The organism is Rheinheimera baltica DSM 14885 (assembly GCF_000425345.1).
Taxonomy (GTDB): Bacteria; Pseudomonadota; Gammaproteobacteria; order Enterobacterales; family Alteromonadaceae; genus Alishewanella; species Alishewanella baltica.
The window spans coordinates 18,454-38,286 of record NZ_AUDG01000032.1; the positions used below are offsets into that span (position 1 = coordinate 18,454).

General features: G+C 47.7%; 17 protein-coding genes. 6 read left to right on the forward strand and 11 right to left on the reverse strand.

Going from position 1 to position 19,833, the window contains the following annotated elements:
* Window positions 1-8: 8 nt before the first annotated feature.
* The 3 genes from H595_RS0111745 to H595_RS0111755 all read left to right on the forward strand — a co-directional run bounded on the left by H595_RS0111745 (window position 9) and on the right by H595_RS0111755 (window position 3,428).
* Window positions 9-1,418 carry a PepSY domain-containing protein gene (locus H595_RS0111745; protein ID WP_027671395.1) on the forward strand — a complete coding sequence of 470 codons (1,410 nt, stop codon included), beginning with the start codon at window positions 9-11 and terminating at the stop codon, window positions 1,416-1,418.
* 166 nt (window positions 1,419-1,584) lie between these two features.
* Entirely contained in the window at window positions 1,585-2,910 is a 1,326-nt protein-coding gene (locus H595_RS0111750; protein WP_027671396.1) for an ATP-binding protein, read from the forward strand.
* A complete protein-coding gene (locus tag H595_RS0111755; protein ID WP_027671397.1) occupies window positions 2,907-3,428 on the forward strand; it encodes a response regulator transcription factor in 522 nt (173 codons plus the stop codon). Before H595_RS0111750 ends, H595_RS0111755 begins: the two co-directional genes overlap by 4 nt.
* 11 nt (window positions 3,429-3,439) lie before the next feature.
* Here the strand turns inward: H595_RS0111755 and H595_RS0111760 are convergent, their stop codons facing one another.
* From H595_RS0111760 to bfr (H595_RS0111780), 5 genes are all read right to left on the reverse strand, one after another.
* Window positions 3,440-4,498, reverse strand: coding sequence for a DUF4785 family immunoglobulin-like domain-containing protein (locus H595_RS0111760; RefSeq protein WP_027671398.1), 1,059 nt, complete (start codon window positions 4,496-4,498; stop codon window positions 3,440-3,442).
* A gap of 6 nt (window positions 4,499-4,504) precedes the next feature.
* A complete protein-coding gene (locus H595_RS0111765; RefSeq protein WP_027671399.1) occupies window positions 4,505-5,554 on the reverse strand; it encodes a hypothetical protein in 1,050 nt (349 codons plus the stop codon).
* A 383-nt stretch (window positions 5,555-5,937) separates the two neighbouring features.
* The gene (locus H595_RS0111770) at window positions 5,938-8,817 is read right to left on the reverse strand and encodes an insulinase family protein (protein ID WP_027671400.1); all 2,880 of its coding nucleotides are present in this window, start codon (window positions 8,815-8,817) and stop codon (window positions 5,938-5,940) included.
* Window positions 8,818-9,062: 245 nt separating this feature from the next.
* Window positions 9,063-9,530, reverse strand: coding sequence for a bacterioferritin (gene bfr / locus H595_RS0111775; RefSeq protein ID WP_027671401.1), 468 nt, complete (start codon window positions 9,528-9,530; stop codon window positions 9,063-9,065).
* Window positions 9,531-9,532: 2 nt separating this feature from the next.
* Window positions 9,533-10,006 (reverse strand): bacterioferritin, encoded by a 474-nt coding sequence (bfr, locus tag H595_RS0111780; RefSeq protein WP_027671402.1) that lies wholly within the window; start codon window positions 10,004-10,006, stop codon window positions 9,533-9,535.
* 256 nt (window positions 10,007-10,262) lie between these two features.
* On the opposite strand from bfr (H595_RS0111780), the gene H595_RS0111785 reads away from it, so the two are divergent.
* Window positions 10,263-11,765: a S10 family peptidase gene (locus H595_RS0111785; RefSeq protein WP_027671403.1), complete on the forward strand. Its 1,503-nt coding sequence runs from the start codon at window positions 10,263-10,265 to the stop codon at window positions 11,763-11,765.
* Window positions 11,766-11,820: 55 nt separating this feature from the next.
* Here the strand turns inward: H595_RS0111785 and H595_RS22200 are convergent, their stop codons facing one another.
* Window positions 11,821-12,681: a DMT family transporter gene (locus tag H595_RS22200; RefSeq protein WP_051219857.1), complete on the reverse strand. Its 861-nt coding sequence runs from the start codon at window positions 12,679-12,681 to the stop codon at window positions 11,821-11,823.
* Between the two features lie 172 nt (window positions 12,682-12,853).
* Between H595_RS22200 and H595_RS0111795 the strand changes: the two genes are divergently transcribed.
* On the forward strand, window positions 12,854-13,507 hold the full coding sequence (locus H595_RS0111795) for a hypothetical protein (protein WP_156885974.1): 654 nt from the start codon (window positions 12,854-12,856) through the stop codon (window positions 13,505-13,507).
* Between the two features lie 38 nt (window positions 13,508-13,545).
* Here H595_RS0111795 and H595_RS0111800 read toward each other — a convergent pair whose 3' ends face one another.
* The gene (locus tag H595_RS0111800; protein WP_027671405.1) at window positions 13,546-15,669 is read right to left on the reverse strand and encodes a S9 family peptidase; all 2,124 of its coding nucleotides are present in this window, start codon (window positions 15,667-15,669) and stop codon (window positions 13,546-13,548) included.
* A 185-nt stretch (window positions 15,670-15,854) separates the two neighbouring features.
* On the opposite strand from H595_RS0111800, the gene H595_RS0111805 reads away from it, so the two are divergent.
* The gene (locus H595_RS0111805; RefSeq protein WP_027671406.1) at window positions 15,855-16,037 is read left to right on the forward strand and encodes a MerR family transcriptional regulator; all 183 of its coding nucleotides are present in this window, start codon (window positions 15,855-15,857) and stop codon (window positions 16,035-16,037) included.
* Between the two features lie 3 nt (window positions 16,038-16,040).
* Here H595_RS0111805 and H595_RS0111810 read toward each other — a convergent pair whose 3' ends face one another.
* Genes H595_RS0111810 through H595_RS0111825 form a run of 4 tightly spaced genes read right to left on the reverse strand, consistent with a single transcriptional unit; the run spans window position 16,041 to window position 19,829 of the window.
* On the reverse strand, window positions 16,041-16,904 hold the full coding sequence (locus tag H595_RS0111810) for a choline/ethanolamine kinase family protein (RefSeq protein ID WP_027671407.1): 864 nt from the start codon (window positions 16,902-16,904) through the stop codon (window positions 16,041-16,043).
* Entirely contained in the window at window positions 16,856-17,485 is a 630-nt protein-coding gene (gene pnuC, locus H595_RS0111815; RefSeq protein WP_027671408.1) for a nicotinamide riboside transporter PnuC, read from the reverse strand. The genes H595_RS0111810 and pnuC overlap by 49 nt, the downstream gene beginning before the upstream one ends.
* Window positions 17,482-17,730, reverse strand: a complete 249-nt coding sequence (locus tag H595_RS0111820; protein WP_027671409.1) for a YkoF family thiamine/hydroxymethylpyrimidine-binding protein — start codon at window positions 17,728-17,730, stop codon at window positions 17,482-17,484. The genes pnuC and H595_RS0111820 overlap by 4 nt, the downstream gene beginning before the upstream one ends.
* 11 nt (window positions 17,731-17,741) lie before the next feature.
* Window positions 17,742-19,829: a TonB-dependent receptor gene (locus H595_RS0111825; protein WP_027671410.1), complete on the reverse strand. Its 2,088-nt coding sequence runs from the start codon at window positions 19,827-19,829 to the stop codon at window positions 17,742-17,744.
* Between the last annotated feature and the right edge of the window lie 4 nt (window positions 19,830-19,833).

Sequence of the window (19,833 nt, forward strand, 5' to 3'; positions counted from 1 at the left end):
GGGCCAGCATGAAAACCTTCACCTTAGTAAAATGGCACCGCTTGCTGCTCTGGCTGGGTGGCGCCACCCTGCTGATTTTTGCCTTAACCGGTATCACCCACCCGCTGATGAGCTGGACCGGGCCGCAAGCCGTCACCATGCGCCCGCCGGCACTGCAGCTGGACGGCGCAACCTTACAACAGGCGATGCAGCAGCTAAACAACACTGCACTGCCGCCACAGGCTTTGGTTAAGCTGTTGCCCTATAAGGACAAGGTATTACTGCAATTGACCAACAGCCTGAGTGTAGAGCGGCAGTATCTGACACTGGACGGCAGTGCACCGGCAAGCGATCAGGACGTCGCTATCTGGTTGGCCAGCCATTACAGCGGCTTACCGGCAGAGCAGGTTAGCAGCACAACCTTGCTGACCCGCTTTAACAATGCTTATCCGTCGGTGAATCGGCTGTTGCCGGTGTATCAGGTCGATTATCAGAACGGTTTAAGCCTGTATATTCATACCGAAAGCCTGAGTATGGCCGGCATTACCAACCCATATAAAACCGCAGTGCAGGCGGTGTTTCGCCAGCTGCATAGCTGGCAGTGGCTGGATAGCACACCGCTGTTAAAGGTGCTGCTGATGACAGTGCTGCTTGGCAGCGCACTGTTGCTGGTACTGAGCGGCATCTGGCTGTTGCTGAAACTGCCCTTTAGCGCGCGCCGCCGTGGCCTGCGCCGCTGGCACTATGTGCTGTCCTGGATGCTGGCCCTGCCGGTGCTGTTGTATCTGCTTACCGGTATTTACCACTTTAGCTACAAGCAAATTGCCGCCACCAATGCCGGCTTAACCCTGCCCGCAGCTAGGCCGCTGCCAACCAGCCTGAGCCTAACCCAACGGCTGGATAACAACACCCTGTACAACAGCGCCAGCCTGGTGCAGGCCGCTGGCAACTGGTACTGGCGTTTGTCCGAATTTAACCCCCAGCTACAGGCCGACCGCCATAGCCGCTTTAGCGGCCAGCAAAGTGAGCAAGGCGCGCAGTTTTTAGCGCTAAACCCAGCGGCACCGGCGTTGGACGATACGCAATACGCCCGCCTGCTAGCACAAAATTTTACCGGTTTAACTGAAGATAAACTGACTAATCAAACGCTGATTAGCCGTTTCGGCCCTGATTATGATTTTCGCAATAAACGCCTGCCGGTATGGCAGTTTGACTATCCCGGTGGCCGGCTGTTTGTCGATGCCGTTAGCGGCCAGTTAATCGAGCAGCAAAGCCAAGCCAGCCGGTTTGAACGTTACAGTTTTTCATTTGTGCATAAATGGGGCGTTTTGCAACCGCTGCTCGGCCGTGAAGGCCGCGACATGGTGGTGGTTGGCATAATGCTGTTAGTGCTGCTAATGGCAGTCCTGGGCTTCGCCATGCGCTTGCGGCGTAAATAGCTTGGCTAAAGTACTGCGACAATTTGCCGCAGCGACATAAGCTGCTGTTGGCGTTACACTTAACACACTCAGAATGACATTACCGCTGCAATGGTTTAGTCTCTTCTGACATTTTGCAAACGGCTGCCTGGCAGCCGTATTTTTTCGTAGCAGGTAGTGCTTCGCTATGGCCAGACAACTTATTATTGCCACTGAACTTTCTGAGCAACATCAGCTTAAACACTTTGTGCAGTTTCGCTGGGGCCTGCTCGGGTTTGCAACTATCGCCCTTTCCGCTGGCTGGCTGCTACATTACCCGGTAAGCTCCTGGCCCCTGCTAGGCTTGTTACTGTTAACCCATATTTGCACCAATTTACTGCCTTACTGGCTGGCAGCCAGTAAAATGCCGTTAAAGGTAATTTACCTACTGTGCTGCACGCTGGATATTCTGCTGCTCACCTGTTTACTGACCTTAAGCGGCGGCGTTAGCAATGGCCTGGTGGCTATGCTGTTGTTACCGGTGGCGGTGGCCGCAGTAATGCTGCCCGGACGCAGCTGTTATTTTATTGCTCTGCTGGCCATTGCTGGCTATAGCATGCTATTGCAAGTGGGCGATTTACATATTCCGGATATCGATACGTTGCTGACGCAAACCGCGGAGCAAGCCGCCCATGCCAGCCACACGGGCCATGGCATGCATGCGCAGCATAACAGCGACGGCTTTAGCCAGCATATGCAGCAAATGTGGTGGGCCTTCACCATATCTGCCTTGCTAATTAGCTGGTTTATCAGCGCTCAGGCTGAATTAAACCGGGTAAAATCAAGAAAGATCAGCGAGTTACAACAACAGCAAATTCGTAACGAGCAAATACTGGCCTTAGCCACCTTTGCTGCCAATGCGGCGCATGATTTAGCCAGTCCTATACAAACTATACAGCTGCTAGCCGATGAACTGGACACGACAGAGCCAGCAGTTCAGGAGTTAAAGCAGCAACTACAGCGCTGTCAACAGATAGTACAGCAACTGCGTAGCGATGCAGGCAGTCTACGTGAAGAGAACAGCACCGCACCGCTATGCCAGCAAATCGAGCAGGCGGTTACCCGCTGGCTTAACAGCCGGCCGGAAATCTGTCTTGGCATTCAACGTAATTTACATGCAGAAGATTTTAGCCTGGCTGATAGTCAAGGTTTTACAGCAGCGCTACTAAACATTCTCGATAACGCGGCTGACGCTAGCCTGGCTAACAACAGTAATCAGCTAGAGCTGCAACTAAGCCTGGACAGCAGCGGTTTAAGCCTGCAGGTACGCGATTTTGGCGAAGGCCTATCTGATAGCCGGCTTGCTGAACTGGGTAAACTGCCGCAGCAAAGTGAGCAAGGCTTAGGCATAGGTCAGTTTCTTGCCAATATGTCGATTGAGCGCTTAAGCGGTAGTGTGCGCCGGCAAAATGCTGGCAACGGCACCTTAACACTGATTACGATGCCGCGCCCGCACACGGAGCCTGCCGCATGAAGCTGGTCATAGTGGATGATGATATCGCGCTGCTTAATGCGCTGTCGCGCCGCTTTAGCCAACGCGGTTTTACCGTAGTCAGCTTTGCAGAGGCCGTTACTACAGATCAGCTAACTGCACAGCAAGCTGATACCTATTTATTAGATTTACGCTTTGCCAGCCAGTCAGGCTTAAGCTTTATTTCGCCGCTGCGCCAGGCGCTACCAGCTTGCCGTATTGTGTTGCTAACCGGCTATGCCAGTATTGCCAATGCGGTGCAGGCGGTAAAGCTGGGCGCCGATGATTATCTGACCAAACCGGTCGATTTGTTGCAATTGGAACAGGCCATTCGTAGTGAATCTCAAGCCATTACCCACACTATGCAAGACACAGCCGCAGTGCTATCACCTGATCAACTGGAATGGGAGCATATTAACCGCGTGCTGTCCGAGCAAAACGGTAATATCAGCCGCACCGCAGAGTTGCTGGGCATGCACCGGCGCACCCTGCAACGAAAACTGGCCAAACACCGGCCATAAAACTATATCCGTTACTGTTGCCCGGCCATTTTTTGTAAAAACTGCAAGCGCTGCTGCTCTGCGGCATCAGGTTGCCAGGGCTCATCTGTTAATTGCTCTAAAGCAAAATATTCCAGTTGATAAAAGGGCTTGTCACTATCGCCATAACGGGTCGCTTCACCAGGGATCGCGGGACGGCGCTCTAGCACAAAGCTTCCGAGTAAATAGGGCCCACTTTGATGTTTTAATACCGCTTTATATGCACGTAGCGTAATTTCAGTTGTACCGGCAGATAACTTTTCCGTGTTCGTCAACAAAGCAATAGGTTGGTTGTCTTCAGTATACAAATTAGCACGTAGCCGATAATAACCCGCTTGTTTTACGTCAAGTTGTACTGGGATCAGCATGTCACTACCGCCACTTTGGCTAGCGTCAACCCCCGTGATTGTAGCAACCGGGTTGCTATACACTATGCCGGTTTTTAATGTTTGTTGTTTACCATTGGCATGAAATGTCACACTGACCTGCAGCGGGCCATCCCATTCAGGTTCTGCATCAAGCTGTGCCGTCCAGCCTTGGGTGCTTTGCAGCATGGCGTCATTTGCTAATATGTCCTCGCTTCCAACAGACTCCGCTTGCAGTTGCACAGTAACTGCGGACACGGCTAACCCCTGCACCTCTAACCTGACATCAATGGCTTGCGGATAACTATAGCGATATTGTGACAACACAATACTGGCACTGGCGCCGCCTTCTAATGTCACAGCTTGTGGCACATAAGCATTGGGCTCAAGCAGATGCTTATCGTCCGCGCTTAATGGCTGCGAGTATGCAGGCATTTCAAGATCACTGGCATACGCTTTCGCCAGTAATTGAAAGCTTTGGCTTATGGGCTCCGGTATGGTTTCAGTTACTTCGATATGTGCTGGTTTAGGCTCTGACTTTTTGGCTACTTGCTTTGTTTCTGGCTCCAACACTTTAGTCGTTAAAAGGTGCTGCGCAGGCTCATTTTTTGCCGGTTCAGCGCTAAAATAGACATACCCTGCCAGCAACGCCAGCAGGGAAATTGCAGTGACAAACATCCACTTCATATCGGTTTAGTTCGCTGCCTGATACACTAAAGCGGACATACTGGTGTTATTTGAGTTACTTACCACACGATATCTCGAGCTAAAAATCCACCAGCCGCGTTTCTCATCGTAGGTATTAAATTGCAGAGTGTCGCCATTAAGATAACTGCCACGGCTATTTGCTGCAGTTATTTCATCTTTGGCGCTGTTGTTAATCATATCGCTGTGGCTATAGCCTTCGCTCATTAACATGGGATAGTGATATGGCATAAAGCTACTTGGGCCGCTTACTGAGGCTAGTTTACCGTCCATCGCAACACTGCGAGAACAACTGTTAAAGCTAGCCACCGAAGAAGCACCGCAGCTGGAGTGGCTGGCGACTACACCATCGTCCTCTCCGGGTAAAAAGCCACCTGTTGCGCCCAGGAAGTCTGAACCCGCGCCGACAAAACGTAAACGAGGGACACGATCGTCAGGGAATGCAGCCAGTTGTCGCGCGCTATTGACCCGCAGATCATTTAACACACCAATATTTGATGGCGAAGGAATTTGTCCCAACCATAGTGAAATAGCTAACCGCAGCGCTCCATCAATTAAGCCACCTCCACTGGCAACATTAACCGCTAAGTCAGCAAGCTCTACACCACCACCGGCACCAGCAAAATCAAAACTGGCGACAATATTTAGCGGTTGCAGGCCGGCGTTTTGCAGCCACAATGCCTGGTTGTCGATAATATAGCGGGTCACTAAATCACCCGTAGAATGACTAACAAAAATACAGCCACTGGCACAGGTACCATTTCGCGACATTTGTTGTAATTTCGGCCAAACATAATCACTGGCAATTTTACCGGCGACACGTTCCTGTGATGGCCAGTCAATGCGCACATCAGCGCGGTCTCGCCAGTATTGTGCCCAGTATTCTGCGCCATTTGTGGTGACCTGGTTACCTGTTGGCCGGCTGGCCAAATTATCAGGTTGAAAACCGTGTACCAGTACAACAGGGTAGCCACTTACTTCAGCCTGCGTTGCGCCGCTAAGTAAGCCTGCTATGAGTAAGATAATGGATTTTTTCATTGGGTTGTCCTCGTCTTTTTATCTGCTTTTGCCCATCAATATTTGTGAGCAAAGTGTTATTATTTTGCGTCTCTTCCGTGTGACTGGTTACAACTCCACCCACAATATAGACCAGATCAATTCGATTGCAACTGCGCATTAATTACACAAGATGGCAAGACAAGGCCAGCGGTATAACCGGTTGTTTTAATTTCCCATTAGTGAAAAAGTTGTGATGCTGGGTATCAGCGTAATCACCTTGCTTGCTGTTATAACGGCCATTACCGACATACAACCAAGTTGTTTAAAGTGATTACTCGAATTATTTTTAGTCAGGCTGTTATTTCCCCAGCCTACAAAGACAAAAAACGCAGCCCAGGCTGCGTTTTTTTGTTACAAGCGACTTACTGCTTTTTCATTTCTTTATGAAATGCGGCGATATCCGTTATTTTTTTCTGGCCCGGTATATCTGCAAACGGTTGGTTCTGGAACGACGTGCCGCGCATTTGCACCGAGATACGTGCTGCGTCCTTGTTTAGCATGGTTTCACGGTAAAACGCTTTAACATCTGCCAATGATACTTGTTCAACGGCATCGATAAGACGTTGCTCGCTGTCAAAACTGAACTTTTCACGGTACCAGTCGGTGATAAACGGGCCAAACTCTTCGCGCAGGTTCTTCTTAGGCTCTTTAAGCGTGATCAGCGTACTGGCTTTCAGTTTGGCAAATTCCTCTTCGTTTAACTTGTCCAGTTCAGCAGCATATTGCTGTTTAAAGCTGTCAAACCGCGCCTGCATATCAACGACATTTTTTACCGGCGTCTGAATATACATAGCAAAGCCTACGTAGTCTTCCAGCTGCATTGAAGTGCCACCAACCGCATAGGCTAACTGCTCTTCGGTACGCAGTTTATCAAAAGCGATATTACTAAAGTGGCTGCGTAGCACTGTGGCACGGGCCAATTGAGCATAACTCGGCTGTGGGTGAATGTGGGCATCGATCAGTGCAACATCAGCAACATCTATATCACGCTGCAGCACCAGGGTTTCACCTTTTGCCGGCTGCCAGTACTTAGTGCGGCTGTAAGCTAATTCAGTACGTTTTTTCGGCAGCGCCTGCGTCACTTCGCTGGCAATTTTAGCAACAGCGGCATTATCGTAGTTACCAAAGGCGAAAATACGCAGCTGGTTGTTGCCAAGTGTGGTATTCATAAATTGCAGTAAATCCTGCTCAGTCAGGCTTTGTGCTGCAGCAATTAAGTCTGACATTTCATAGTTACCATTGCGCACTAAACCGCTATAGGCAGCAAATGCCTGACGGAACGGAAACTGTTTCCCCATGTTCTGCAGGCCACGTACATAGCGATCTTTGGCCTGAGCAAAGCTTTGTGCATCAGTGCTCACCTGTAAACCCGCCAGCGCTTGTTGAAGCAACTCTGGCTGTTTATCAGTAAAGCCGCCAACCGTTAATGCCAGACCGGTACCTGTACTCAGGCGCAGCTGCATACCGGCGATATCGGCTTCAGTGGCCAGCGCGCTTTGTTGCAGGCTGTATAAATCATCCCACAGTGCCAGCAGCACCTTAGCTTTAATATCGTTCAATGGCGCGTCAGTGTTAAAGAAAATTTCAACCACGCCGCGTGGTTGGCTGGCAAATAACTGGCTTGGGTATAACCAAGCCGATACGCCATTTTCCTTAAGCACGACTTCCGGCTTTTCCTGCGCTTTAGCTGCAATTAAATCAAAGTTTTGCGGCAACATGCGGTTTACCGCCGGCAAGTTCAGTGCTAACTGCGGTGATTGCTGCCAGCTTTGCTGCTCTTCTGCACTAATATCGGCAATTTTGTATTTACCATCATAGAAATGCAGAGCTGAGTCATGCGGTTCCTGTTTACTGATGTACCACACGCGCAGATGTGACGGCGTTAATTGTGCAAGTACATCATTCACAGCCTTAGCATCAAACTGCTGATAATAGAAAGGTGCATTAATGGCGTTACGTGACGGTACCTTTTGCATGGCATCAGCCAGGTTTGACACATAACCAAACTCGTCACCTTTTTCCAGAAAGCGGAATTGGTTATTCAGGCTGGTCTGAATTTCACTGAAGTATTTGCTGTTAACACCCTGTTTTTTCACCAGATCGATATATTGCATAATAGTGGCAACAATACCTTCGCGGTTTTGCATACCGGCGTCGGTCAGCTCGAGATCGATACTGAGCGAACCATAATTACCGTATAAGTCCGGTGAAGCAGTAGCATTTAAGCGCGAAATTAACCCCATCGCTTTAAGTTGCTGAGCAGGCGTGCCCGGCATTTCTGATCCCAGCAGATAGGTAATAAACTCATTCGGTTTACTGGCAAACTGTTCACTGTTATTGCGGATAGTGAAATCCAGTTTCAGCTGTTTTACGTCCTGATTAGGGACATAATGGATGCGTTTGGCACTGGCAGTAGAGAAATCCAAGCTGTCTTTAACTTCAGGCTTGGCAATGTTTTTATTCTCAATACTGCTAAAATGTTTGAGCGCCAGCTTCTCCATTTCATTAATTGGCAAGTTACTCAGCAGCACTGCCTTCATAATATTGGCTGAATAGTATTTGTTATAAAACCCCACCGTTTCAGTGTGCAACTTGCTATTTTCTTTATCGCCCAACGTTTCCAGGTTACCAATCAGGAAGCGGTTTGCCGGGTGGCTGCCCATCATTTCCCGCGCCAGTTTATACTGGCCAAAAAAGTCCATTTCGCGGCGCATTGACCACTCGGCATTTACCGCATTTTTTTCTTTGTCGGTGTATTCCGGGTACAGTTTCGGCGCTTTGAAAAAGTCTGAAAAGCGATCCAGTGCTTCGTCATAAGCGTTGTTGTTTACTTTGAACATATAGTTGGTGATATCAAGCCAGGTGTAGGCATTTTGTGCGCCGCCATTGGCCGTCATAAAGGCACTGTACTCGTTGGTATCCGGGTAACGTTCTGTGCCCAAAAACAGCATATGCTCCAGGTAGTGCGCCATGCCTTGCTGGCTCATAGGGTCATGCAGCAAGCCGACACCGACACTTAGGGCTGCAGCGGATTTTTCTGCCACCGGATCAGAGACCAGCATCACTTCCAGTTTATTTGGCAGTACCAGTGTTTTGTAAGCACGGGTATCATTCGGGCTGGCGACAACCTGGCCCTGCACTTGCTGCTGTGCCGCTGTTACTGTTAATGCAGATTGCTTATCCACTGCACAGCCGGTTAACACGGCCAGTGCCACAGCACTAATGACAAAGATTTTTTTCATTTTCCACCACATTAGAAATTTTGTTACTTTTTGTGAAGTTCAATGTAATGAAAACTGGCGTCTGCGGCTAGCCTGAGACTTAGGTGTATTGTAATGAAATGTGTCGGTTGTGGGGGCAGTTGTTACAACTTAATAAAGTCATACTCACTTTCCAGCCTATATTTGGGTGGGTCTATTTGGTAATGCACAACTGTGCTTGGTTGCGCCTTGCTGCACCGAAAATGGCACAACAAGGCTATAACGGCTTACATCTGCGATTGCAGGTAATTTTGAATGCCTAGCAGTTTAATTAAATTCAGTTGCTGCTCAAGCCAGTGAGCGTGATCAACTTCGGTATCATCCAACAATTGTTGCAGCATAGCACGGGTAACATAGTCCTGTTCTTGCTCACATAACGCCATGGTTTTTTTCAGCAGCTTTTGCACGGTGTATTCAACGTTTAAATCACTCTGCAGCATGCTTGGTACATCGTGGCCAACGTGAATTGCATCACGCTTGGTCATATCCGGCGTACCTTCTAAAAAGATTATACGCTCTATCAAAGCAGAGGCATGACCTTTTTCATCGTCAAATTCATGATCAATACGCTCGAACAGCTTATGCAAACCCCAGTCGTGGTACATACGGGAATGAATAAAATATTGGTCCATTGCTGCCAGCTCATTCGCCAATAATACATTTAATGCATCAATAACGTGTTTATTACCTTTCATCTTTATTCGCCCCCTAACTGAGCTTGCAGATAGTTCGCCAGCCCCATACTGCTAATTTGATGCTGCTGTGTTTCCAGCCAATCTAAGTGTTCTTCTTCGTATTCCAGTATTTCGGTTAGTATGTCGCGGCTAACATAATCCTGCTCCACTTCGCACAAAGCGATAGTGCTGCGTAATAAGGGTAATTGCTCAATCTGAAAGTCCATGTCGCACTGCAGCATCTCAGGTGTATCTTCACCAATGCGCAATTTGCCCAAGGCTTGCAAATTTGGCAGGCCTTCGAGCATTAAAATACGCTCAATCAGCTCATCCGCTTGCTTCATGTCTTTAATCGATTTCTTATAGCACACATCATTCAGTGCCTTTAAGCCCCAATTTTTGTAGATACGGGCGTGTAGAAAGTACTGATTAATTGAGGTTAACTCAGCTGTCAGCACTTCATTAAGTTTTGACAGTACCTGTGGATTGCCTTTCATCGTGCTACCTTTTCTATGTCGCGAAAATATGCCATCAAGTGTAGCTCAAAACAGCAACAAAAACAAAATTATGTTTAAATTCAACAACATAATACTGATAACGATTCGCGTTATTAACTTGTTTCGCTTCTCGCTTTCGATACAGGATATAACAGCGTATTTTAGTATGCTGGTCTCATGTGCTTTGAAATTATTCAGTTTTTGCGTTACACAGGACAGACGAAATTTAATTTAATTAACGATACCAGAGGAGCTTATGCAGCTAATTAAAACATTTGCCGCACTAATGCTGTTGTGCAGCACAACACTTACGGCAACGGAGCGCCAGATAGAAATTGATAGTAACGTAGTCACTGAGCATAAAACCGAAGTTAACGGCAAGCGTTTTAGCTATAGCGCCACCACCGGCACACAGCCAGTATGGGATGACGAAGGCAAGCCAACCGCAACCTTGTTTTATACTTATTATCAACGCAGTGATATTAAAGATCGCAGTAAGCGCCCTTTGCTCATTTCGTTTAATGGTGGACCCGGTTCCGCCTCAGTGTGGATGCATGTAGCCTATACCGGTCCTAAGACGCTGCGCATTGATGACGAAGGTTATCCGGTACAACCTTACGGTGTGCAGACAAACCCCTACTCGGTGCTGGATGTGGCAGATATTGTGTTTGTGAATCCGGTAAACACAGGCTACTCGCGCATACTGCCTGGTGAAGACGGAAAAATGCCGTCAAAAGATCAGCAACAAAAGATGTTTTTTGGCGTTAACGCCGACGTTAAATACCTGGCTGAATGGGTTAATACCTTTGTTAGCCGCAATGAGCGCTGGCAGTCGCCAAAGTTTTTAATTGGTGAAAGCTATGGCACCACTCGTGTGTCCGGCTTGGCACTGGCTCTGCAAAACCAGCAATGGATGTACTTAAACGGCGTAGTCTTAGTATCACCCACTGATTTAGGTATAGAACGCGCAGGCCCGGTAAAATCGGCCAATCGTTTGCCATATTTTGCCGCCACCGCCTGGTTTCATAAACAACTAAATAACGAACTGCAGCACAAAGATTTATATGACATTCTACCGGAAGTAGAGCAGTTTACTTTAAACCAGTACTTACCAGCACTGGCCAAAGGTAACGCCATCAGTGACGAAGAAAAACAGCGCATTGCGCAGCAAGTCGCTGCTTACTCTGGCCTGTCCTTGCAAGCTGTGCTGCAGAACAATCTGGATATCCCCACTAACTATTACTGGAAAGAGCTGTTACGTGACCGCGGCCAGACTGTTGGCCGTTTAGATTCTCGCTACTTAGGGATTGATAAGCGCGATGCGGGCGACCGCCCAGACTACAATGCTGAACTTACCTCTTGGTTGCACTCGTTTACCCCAGCGATTAACTACTACCTGCGTGAAGAGCTGAACTACAAAACCGACATTAAATACAATATGTTTGGCCCGGTACACCCGTGGGATAGAAGCGGAGATGAAACCGGTGAAAACCTGCGTCAGGCAATGGCACAAAACCCTTACTTAAAGGTATTAACGCAGTCAGGCTACTATGACGGCGCTACTAACTATTTCGATGGTAAATACAATATGTGGCAGTTAGACCCCAGCGGCAAGATGAAAGACAGACTGAGCTTTAAAGGCTACCGCAGCGGCCATATGATGTACCTGCGCCGTGAAGATTTGAAAAAGTCGAATGACGATTTACGCGAGTTTATCTTAGGTGCCTTGCCTGCTGAAGGTGTCGCAGCGAAGTATTGAAATCGTCGCAAAACCTTATGACTTAACAAAATCCCTGCTTCGACGGGGATTTTTATTAACGCTTGCGCGAAAATGGTGTGCAGTTCACAGCCAACACGACCAAGGCAATACCGCCCAAAATCGCCAACGAGGCTAGCAACAAGCGCAGTGTTAATGGCTCTTGCAATAGCAACACCCCGCCCATTGCTGCCAGCAGGGGCACACTTAGTTGCACCGTAGCAGCAGTGGTAGCTTTTATCAGCGGCAAAGCGCTGTACCAGATAGCATAGCCAACACCAGAGGTTATGGCACCTGACACTAATGCGAAGTAAACACCCGCGCTGTCTAATGACGCCTGGCTTACAAAGCCGAAGCTTAGCAGCAGTGCCATTGGTATAGTGCGGATAAAGTTACCGGCAGTTACCTGAAGCGGAGCAACGGCACCTTTACCGCGCAACGAGTAAATCCCCCACGCCACACCTGCTGCCAGCATCAATACAGCGCCCAATAATGGCGGAGCCGACCCCCCCGGCAATAACAAACCTACAAGCCCCGCGCAAGCCAGTAACAAACCCAGCCACTGCGCTGTTGTAAAACGTTCACCGCGCCACAAGCCAAACGCTATCATACTGGTTTGCACGGCGCCAAACAGGATAAGCGCACCTATCCCGGTATTCAGTTGGATATAAGCGAACGAAAACCCTGCCGCATAGACAAACAGTGCTAATGCCGATAGCCAATTTCCGCCTTCACAATGTTCTCTGCGACGCAGCGCCAGTAAAATCCATAACACCACTGCACCTGATAGCAACCTGATACTGGTAAAACTCGCTGCATCAATCTGAGTGTTCGCCAGCGCCGCACGGCACAGTAATGAGTTACCAGCAAAAGCAATAAGAGCTAAAAAGGTTAATAGCATGGGCCTAAGTTGAAGCATGGAGCAACTCAACGATATGTAATAAGCAGGCAGGCTAACATTAATTTAGGGTTGGGGCAGCGATCTCTGCACATTGTCTGGCACCAAATTGGCCAGCTTCGTTGCAGAGTTATTTCATTGCTTGGGTGATTGTTAGCTATAATACAACATTGTTTTATGCATGGATTTTTGGGTGAACATACTTATTTCGGCTTTATTATTGCTTGCATGTTACTGCGCTCAGGCTAAACCTTTGCGTATTGGCATGCCACTTGGCAAATCAACACTGACAACCAATCTTCAGCTACAGCTGACCACCGCTTATCAGGCACTTGAGTTAACGCCGGAGTTTATCGCACTGCCGTCAGAGCGACGCTTAAGACTATTACAAAATGGCGAACTTGATGCTGACTTATTCCGTATTTGTGACATTGAAACGCAATACAATGACTTATTAATTATCCCCGTACCACTGCAGCACCTAACACTGAATGCCTATAGCCTCGATCCAGCTAAACTGGTTAATTGGCAACAAGAACCCCGTTATCTGATAAGCCATATTCGTGGCTTTAAAATGGCCGAACAGCAAGAGTTTGCGGGTAAACGGATAAGTGTTAACAGCGACGAACAGGCGTTTGGCTTAATGTTACAAGGCAGAGCGGATATCGTCCTTGAGGACAGCTTTACGGCAGAAACGTTTCTACGCGAGCATGATGTTTTAACAAATATTACGCAACAAGAAGTGCAACGCTTCGACGTATGTCATGTGTTGCACAACCGTTGGCAACATTTGCTACCACCACTTACTGAGCAACTAACTGCCATCGTCGCAGACTCTCTGCAATAAAAAACCGGGCAATGCCCGGCTTGATAACCACGTCAAAATTACTCAGTTTGGCCCAACAAATTCAAAATAAAAGCATATTCCTCAGCAATTTGTGCCTGACGGGCAAAACGGCCTGATTTACCACCGTGCCCAGCTTCCATTGTGGTTTTAAACAGCAGCGGGTTGCTATCTGTTTTATGAGTGCGCAGTTTGGCTACCCATTTTGCCGGTTCAAAATATTGTACCTGCGAGTCATGCAAACCGGTCGTCACTAACATTGCCGGATAAGCTTGCTTACTCACTTGATCGTAAGGCGAATACGACAACATGTAATCATAATAAGCTTTTTGCTTAGGGTTACCCCATTCGTCAAACTCATTGGTCGTCAGTGGAATACTCTCATCCAGCATAGTGGTCACAACATCAACAAAAGGCACATGTGCCACCAGACCGCGGTATTTCTCTGGCGCCATATTCGCCACCGCGCCCATCAATAATCCTCCTGCACTGCCGCCCATACCAAACACTTTGTCTTTTGCAGTATACTTCTGAGCCACTAAATAATCGGTTACATCGATGTAATCATTAAAGGTGTTAATTTTATTTAATAACTTACCATCCTCATACCACTGCCGGCCCATTTCCTGTCCACCACGTATGTGCGCGATGGCAAATACAAAACCGCGGTCCACCAGTGATAATACGCTTGAGCGGAACGATGGATCCATTGAGGCACCATAAGAACCATAAGCATACTGATACAGCGGCGCAGTGCCGTCGCGCTTAACGTCTTTTTTATACAACAGCGAAACCGGCACTTTTACACCATCACGCGCGGTTGCCCACACCCGGTCAGTTACATAATTATTTTTGTCAAAACCACCGGGCACTTCAGTTTGCTTTAACAGCAGCTTTTCACCCGTTTGCATATTCAGCTGATAGACACTGGCAGGTGTGGTCAACGAGGTATAGGTGTAGCGTAAAAAGTTGCTGTTTTGCTGTGGGTTTACCTCAAAACCTGCAACATAAGCCGCTTCATCAGATGCGACATAAAACGCTTTGTCAGCAGCATTCCATGGCATAACCTTAATACGGCGTAAACCGTCGCTGCGCTCGTTGATGGCAAGGAAGTTTTCAAACGCAACAAAGTCCTGAATAAACACACTGTCGCTGTGCGCAATTAGGGGCTGCCAGTTATTGCGGTCACCTATTTTGTCTGCTGCTACCGACATAATACGGTAGTTAGGAGCTTGCCAGTCAGTTTGAATAATCCAACGGCCATTCACATGGTCAGCACTGTATTTTACATCGCGCTCACGCGGTGCAAGGCTTTTAAAGTCACTGCCTGGTTTGCTGGCATCTTGCACCTTTATTTCGCTGGAGACCGTGCTACTGGTGTATATCGCAACATAATTATCATCGGTGGTATTGCCCACGCCCATATAAAAACTGTTGTCTGTTTCTTCATACACCAATTTTGCGTTGGCCGGCGCCTGTCCAAGCTTGTGCTGCAACACCTGCGTGCTAAGTAAGGTAACCGGATCATTTTTTACTACATAAAGCGTCTGGCTATCTTTGGCCCAGGCAATACTGGCTGATAAGCCGGCAATAACATCTGACAAATCCTGGCCGGTACGAAGATCGCGCACTTTTAACGTATACTGACGACGGCCACTGTCATCTTCCATATAGGCAATAAAATTCTGATCAGGGCTTACCTGCCAGTTTGATACTGCGTAATAGCTTTTGCCTTTAGCTAATTCATTGATATCAAGCATGACCTGCTCGCTACCACCTGCAAGTGCCTTTCGCAAATATTTTGGATACTCTTTGCCTGTTTCATAACGACTATAATAGCTGTAGTCGCCTTTGGTATAAGGCACTGAACTATCGTCTTGCTTAATGCGGCCGATAATTTCTGCTGTCAGCTTATCGGTAAGTGCTTGATAGCCTGCACTGTAATGAGCAAAATAGTTATTTTCCTGATGCAAATAGTCTAGTACCGTCGGTGAGGTTCTGCTGTCGTCACGCAGCCAGTAATACGGGTCCTGCCGCTCGCCGTGCGTTGATTTCACCGCATAAGGTTGCTGCACAGCCAGAGGTACAGGCAGCTCAGCCGCTGTGACCCAACCACAATTTATACAGCTTAAACTTAACAGGGCTATCGCATATTTATACATCATAATTCTCCGATTCGGTTTGGCACAGAAATTAACATGAAAATTACAGACTGGCGAAGCTGCTTGTGACAAAAAGTGTAACGGAGTATGTTTATCTGCTGATATCATACACAGGGCAATTTAACCTATTCACAAATGGCTGATTTTAGGCTATTACTTTTAGGTTTATTACGTAAAAGGAAAACAAAATGGCGTTAATGACGGTTGAGCAGGTAGCAGAGTTTTTAGGTGTGCAAACCATTAGGGTTGAACGTCTGGCGCGGGAAAACTTATTAGTTCCTGCTGAAAAAGACGAAAGTGGCAAACCCATGTTTAATGAAGATGATGTAAAACGCTATAAAACGCTAGCTGAACGACTCGGCGGGCTTTGATATCTACACAGATAACTGCAGCAAGCGCTGTTGCCAGCGCTTTGCCTGTTGCTGATAGCCTGGTATTGCCAAATACCAAAGCCAACAGAAACCACAATACAGTCGCTTTGCAGCAATTAATTTTTTTTCTATTACGGTATTAAGCTCGGATTGCTGGCGCAAGCCAACATATTCCTGCAACATAGCCATTTCTTGTGCTGGCGTTAAATTAAAATGTAAGCTTATCGCCGCCAAATCCAGGCTGCTGTCTGCCAATTGACTGTATTCAAAATCAAGTAACCACAGCTGTTGGCCAGCAAACAGTATATTATCGGCATGTAAATCCAAATGACAGAGCACGGTATCGCTTTGTAAAATATGCATTTGTTCTGCTGCATTACATAATAGTGCCACAAGTTCAGCATCCGGTTTATCGCTTTCAGGTAACGCCATCACTAACTGCTGCAAATAAACCGAACACTCCAGCAGCGGGGTTTGCACCGACAATTGGTGGAATTTGGCCAGTGCCGTAAGCAATACCGTTGCACCATGCAGGTTATAGTCGAATGCCACACCTAACGGAATATACTCACTAAGCATAATCTGATAATGGTTGTTTAAACACAACGGAGGCGGCGCTAGATTCTGTGCGGCAGCAGCATGTTGGCAGCGCAACTCTTGCTGCCGGCAAACCATAGAATCAGCAGGATAGCAGCGCAGCACATACTCACCACGCGCGGTTTTAACATAATAACTTTGATTGCTTTCACCATGAGACAGCGGCTTAACCTGCAACAGTGGCTGGCTGACAAAAAATTCCAGCCGTTGGCATAACCGCGTTACACGCTCAATTTCACTGCTGGCTGCTGCTGATAATGACTGCGCCAAATAAAGTACCCTGCAATAGCGATAACCGTATACAGCATAAACAAGCCGGTAAGAAAATACAGATGTTTTTGCGCATATACGTAAATAGATACCGCATCTATTACTACCCAATACAGCCAGTTTGATACCAGTTTACGTGCAACCAAAAATGTCGCCATAACACTGAACGCGGTGGTTTGTGCATCAAGATAAGCAAAATCAGCCTGCGTATAGCTTGCCATAAACATCCCCAGCGCCCAGCCTGCCAAAGCGGTTATGACAATGAGCACCAGATGCCATTGCCAACGCCATTCAAACACCGAGCCCTTCGCACCCGGTGTTGCTTGGCGCAGCTGTTGCCAGCGCCACCAGCCATACAACGCCATACCTGCATAGTACAGCTGTAACAGCGCATCTGACAGCAATGCCGACTGCCACATAACATGGGTAAACAACAGCGTACTCAGCAACGCCGCTGGCCAACACCACAAACTGTGTTTCAATGCCAATATCACATAAGCCAATGCCAACAACGTTGCCACCAGCTCAAGGCTATGCATTAGCTGCCATTGTGCAATAGCCTGCGTGATAAGCTCATTCATGGCCGCAAATCACCATGGATAAACTTGCAGACAAACACCACCTTACCGTAACGTTCAAACGACCATTTAATGCATTCCTGCAACGCTTGCATTACTGCTTCATACTCGCCAAACAATTGGGTACTCATCGTGTTGGTTAGTACTGTCACGTCTGCGTAAGTGTTTAACTGCTCAATAAAGCCAGTGATGGGGCCAATATAGTCATCGGCCAGCGGATATTTACTAATTTCTACTGATAATTGCATTATTGTCTCCGTTAAAACTGGTAGCTGGCGCTCATACCAACGCGGCGCGGTTCAGCAAACTGCTCATAAACATGCGGCGCGTAACCGTCTCTTGGGTCATTACCAAAATAAAAGCCGCGTACGCCAATGTCTTTGTCCAGTATATTGCGTGCCCATAGCGCAAGCTCCCAGTGTGCAAGCTGATAACTGATCCGCGCATTAAGCAACTCATAGCGTGAGGAGCGGGCGTTATGGCCATCTGAGTAATAAAATTCATCCTTGCCCTGTACACTGACATTAACCAGCAGTGCTTCACTTAGGTACCAATCTGCCGCTACACTATATTGAAACCGTGGTGCCTGAGCTTGTTCCCGCCCGGTAAAAACATCCCCATCTAAGGTGATATAGCGGCCTAATTCGGTTTTGAGCCAGCTAGCCGACAAAGACAACGCAAACTGCGCATGCAATTGCAGCCGGTTTTCCATCTCAATACCGTAATTCCGGCCACTACCTGCGTTATCAATAAAACCGGCAAACTGCGGCCCGCTATCCGGATTTAGCCAGCCTTTTACCTGCATGTCTTCACGCCACATATAAAATGCAGCAACACGTGCGCTTACACTATTGTCAAGCGCCACTCCCTTCACGCCAAACTCGGCGTTATACAGCGTTTCAGGTTTAAAACTGGCTTTGCTACTTAGATCTGCAAGGCTGTCATCCGCCGCTTTGGCTAACGCATCGCCATTTACACCACCGGCTTTATATCCGCGAGATGTCAGTAAATAGATTAACGCTTGCGGGTTTACCTGATAGTTCAAGCTTAACTTTGCCCCCCACATAGTGTCATCATTGTTGATACTGCCGCCGCTGCTATCGCTGTACTCATCTTCGTAACGTTCAAGACGCAGGCCTGATGTCAAACTCCAACCGTCTGAAAGTGGCGTGTTTATTTCTCCATATACCGCCGCATTGCTGCGGCTTAACTCGCTAACAAAAGCATCTGCTTGCCACAGATCCCAATTCCAAAATTGGCGGGTTAAATCAAAGCTTTTATTGGCTGCATAAAGCCCCAATACCCAATCACTGTTACCAAGTTTGCCCTCAGGCGAAGAAATAAAGCGATAGTCCAGCGTTAACTGGTCGCGCTGACGTAAATAACGGTCAGTTGTAGAATACTCATCGGGGTGCAGTCCAACATAACTCCAGTCTTCGTCAAAGCCATAGTCACTGTCAGCTGTTAAATAACTCAGCTGAGCAAGCACATTAGCAAACGGCAGGCCGCGATAATCTGCTTGCAGCGCAATGGCCTTACTGCGAATTAGATCCTGACCTGGCTGATCTGACAAGGTGGTTCGGTTACGATCTAATGAGAACGCATCATAACCGTTGTTTTGGTCGACAAAGTGACTAACTAACTGCAGCGTAAGCGCATCTGAGGCTTGATAGCGCAGCTTTAAACGCCCGGTAAATTCGTCGATATTATTAGTATCATCACGATTCAAGTAGGTATTTTCGATAAAACCATCAGAGCTTTGCTGCTCAAGTGACAAGCTATAGCCTATTTGCTTATTCACACTATTACTAAACTGTGCGGCTAACTGACGACTATTAAAATTCGCTAACGTTACACTGGCTTTACCTTCCGCAGCAGCTGTTGGGCCCTTGGTCGTCAGGTTTATCATGCCTGCCAGTGCATTTGCGCCAAAGCGGGTAGCTTCAGGGCCGCGAAATACCTCTAGTTGTGCCAAATCGCTAATGCCGGTAATCCCAAGCCCGGAGTAGTCAATTCCATCGACCAAAATACCTACCGAAGGGTTAATAGTATCGACAAATTCACTACGCTCTCCGATACCACGCACCTGAATATAACGACCGCGAGATGCCCCAGCAGTAAAGTTTACATTAGCAAGTTGATTGAGCACATCATCAAGATGCTGCGCTGAGGTACGTTTAGTATCTTGCTCACCGACAACGGCAACACTGCCTGAGATATTCTGTAACGCTTGCTGACGGAAATCGCCTTGCACACGAATACGTTCGACGGCCGTTTCAGCATCAGAAGCATAAAGAGGGTAGCTACTGCATATTGCAACAGTAATTAATGACGGTATAAAACGCATTTTC

Bases quoted from the DNA above. Each gene is read 5' to 3' on its own strand.
- H595_RS0111785 (WP_027671403.1), top strand. From the start codon at position 10,263: ATGCAGCTAATTAAAACATTTGCCGCACTAATGCTGTTGTGCAGCACA.
- H595_RS0111825 (WP_027671410.1), bottom strand. From the start codon at position 19,829: ATGCGTTTTATACCGTCATTAATTACTGTTGCAATATGCAGTAGCTAC.
- bfr (WP_027671401.1), bottom strand. From the start codon at position 9,530: ATGAAAGGTAATAAACACGTTATTGATGCATTAAATGTATTATTGGCG.
- H595_RS0111805 (WP_027671406.1), top strand. From the start codon at position 15,855: ATGGCGTTAATGACGGTTGAGCAGGTAGCAGAGTTTTTAGGTGTGCAA.
- H595_RS0111800 (WP_027671405.1), bottom strand. From the start codon at position 15,669: ATGATGTATAAATATGCGATAGCCCTGTTAAGTTTAAGCTGTATAAAT.
- pnuC (WP_027671408.1), bottom strand. From the start codon at position 17,485: ATGAATGAGCTTATCACGCAGGCTATTGCACAATGGCAGCTAATGCAT.
- H595_RS0111745 (WP_027671395.1), top strand. From the start codon at position 9: ATGAAAACCTTCACCTTAGTAAAATGGCACCGCTTGCTGCTCTGGCTG.
- H595_RS0111765 (WP_027671399.1), bottom strand. From the start codon at position 5,554: ATGAAAAAATCCATTATCTTACTCATAGCAGGCTTACTTAGCGGCGCA.
- H595_RS0111760 (WP_027671398.1), bottom strand. From the start codon at position 4,498: ATGAAGTGGATGTTTGTCACTGCAATTTCCCTGCTGGCGTTGCTGGCA.
- H595_RS22200 (WP_051219857.1), bottom strand. From the start codon at position 12,681: ATGCTTCAACTTAGGCCCATGCTATTAACCTTTTTAGCTCTTATTGCT.
- bfr (WP_027671402.1), bottom strand. From the start codon at position 10,006: ATGAAAGGCAATCCACAGGTACTGTCAAAACTTAATGAAGTGCTGACA.
- H595_RS0111755 (WP_027671397.1), top strand. From the start codon at position 2,907: ATGAAGCTGGTCATAGTGGATGATGATATCGCGCTGCTTAATGCGCTG.
- H595_RS0111820 (WP_027671409.1), bottom strand. From the start codon at position 17,730: ATGCAATTATCAGTAGAAATTAGTAAATATCCGCTGGCCGATGACTAT.
- H595_RS0111770 (WP_027671400.1), bottom strand. From the start codon at position 8,817: ATGAAAAAAATCTTTGTCATTAGTGCTGTGGCACTGGCCGTGTTAACC.
- H595_RS0111750 (WP_027671396.1), top strand. From the start codon at position 1,585: ATGGCCAGACAACTTATTATTGCCACTGAACTTTCTGAGCAACATCAG.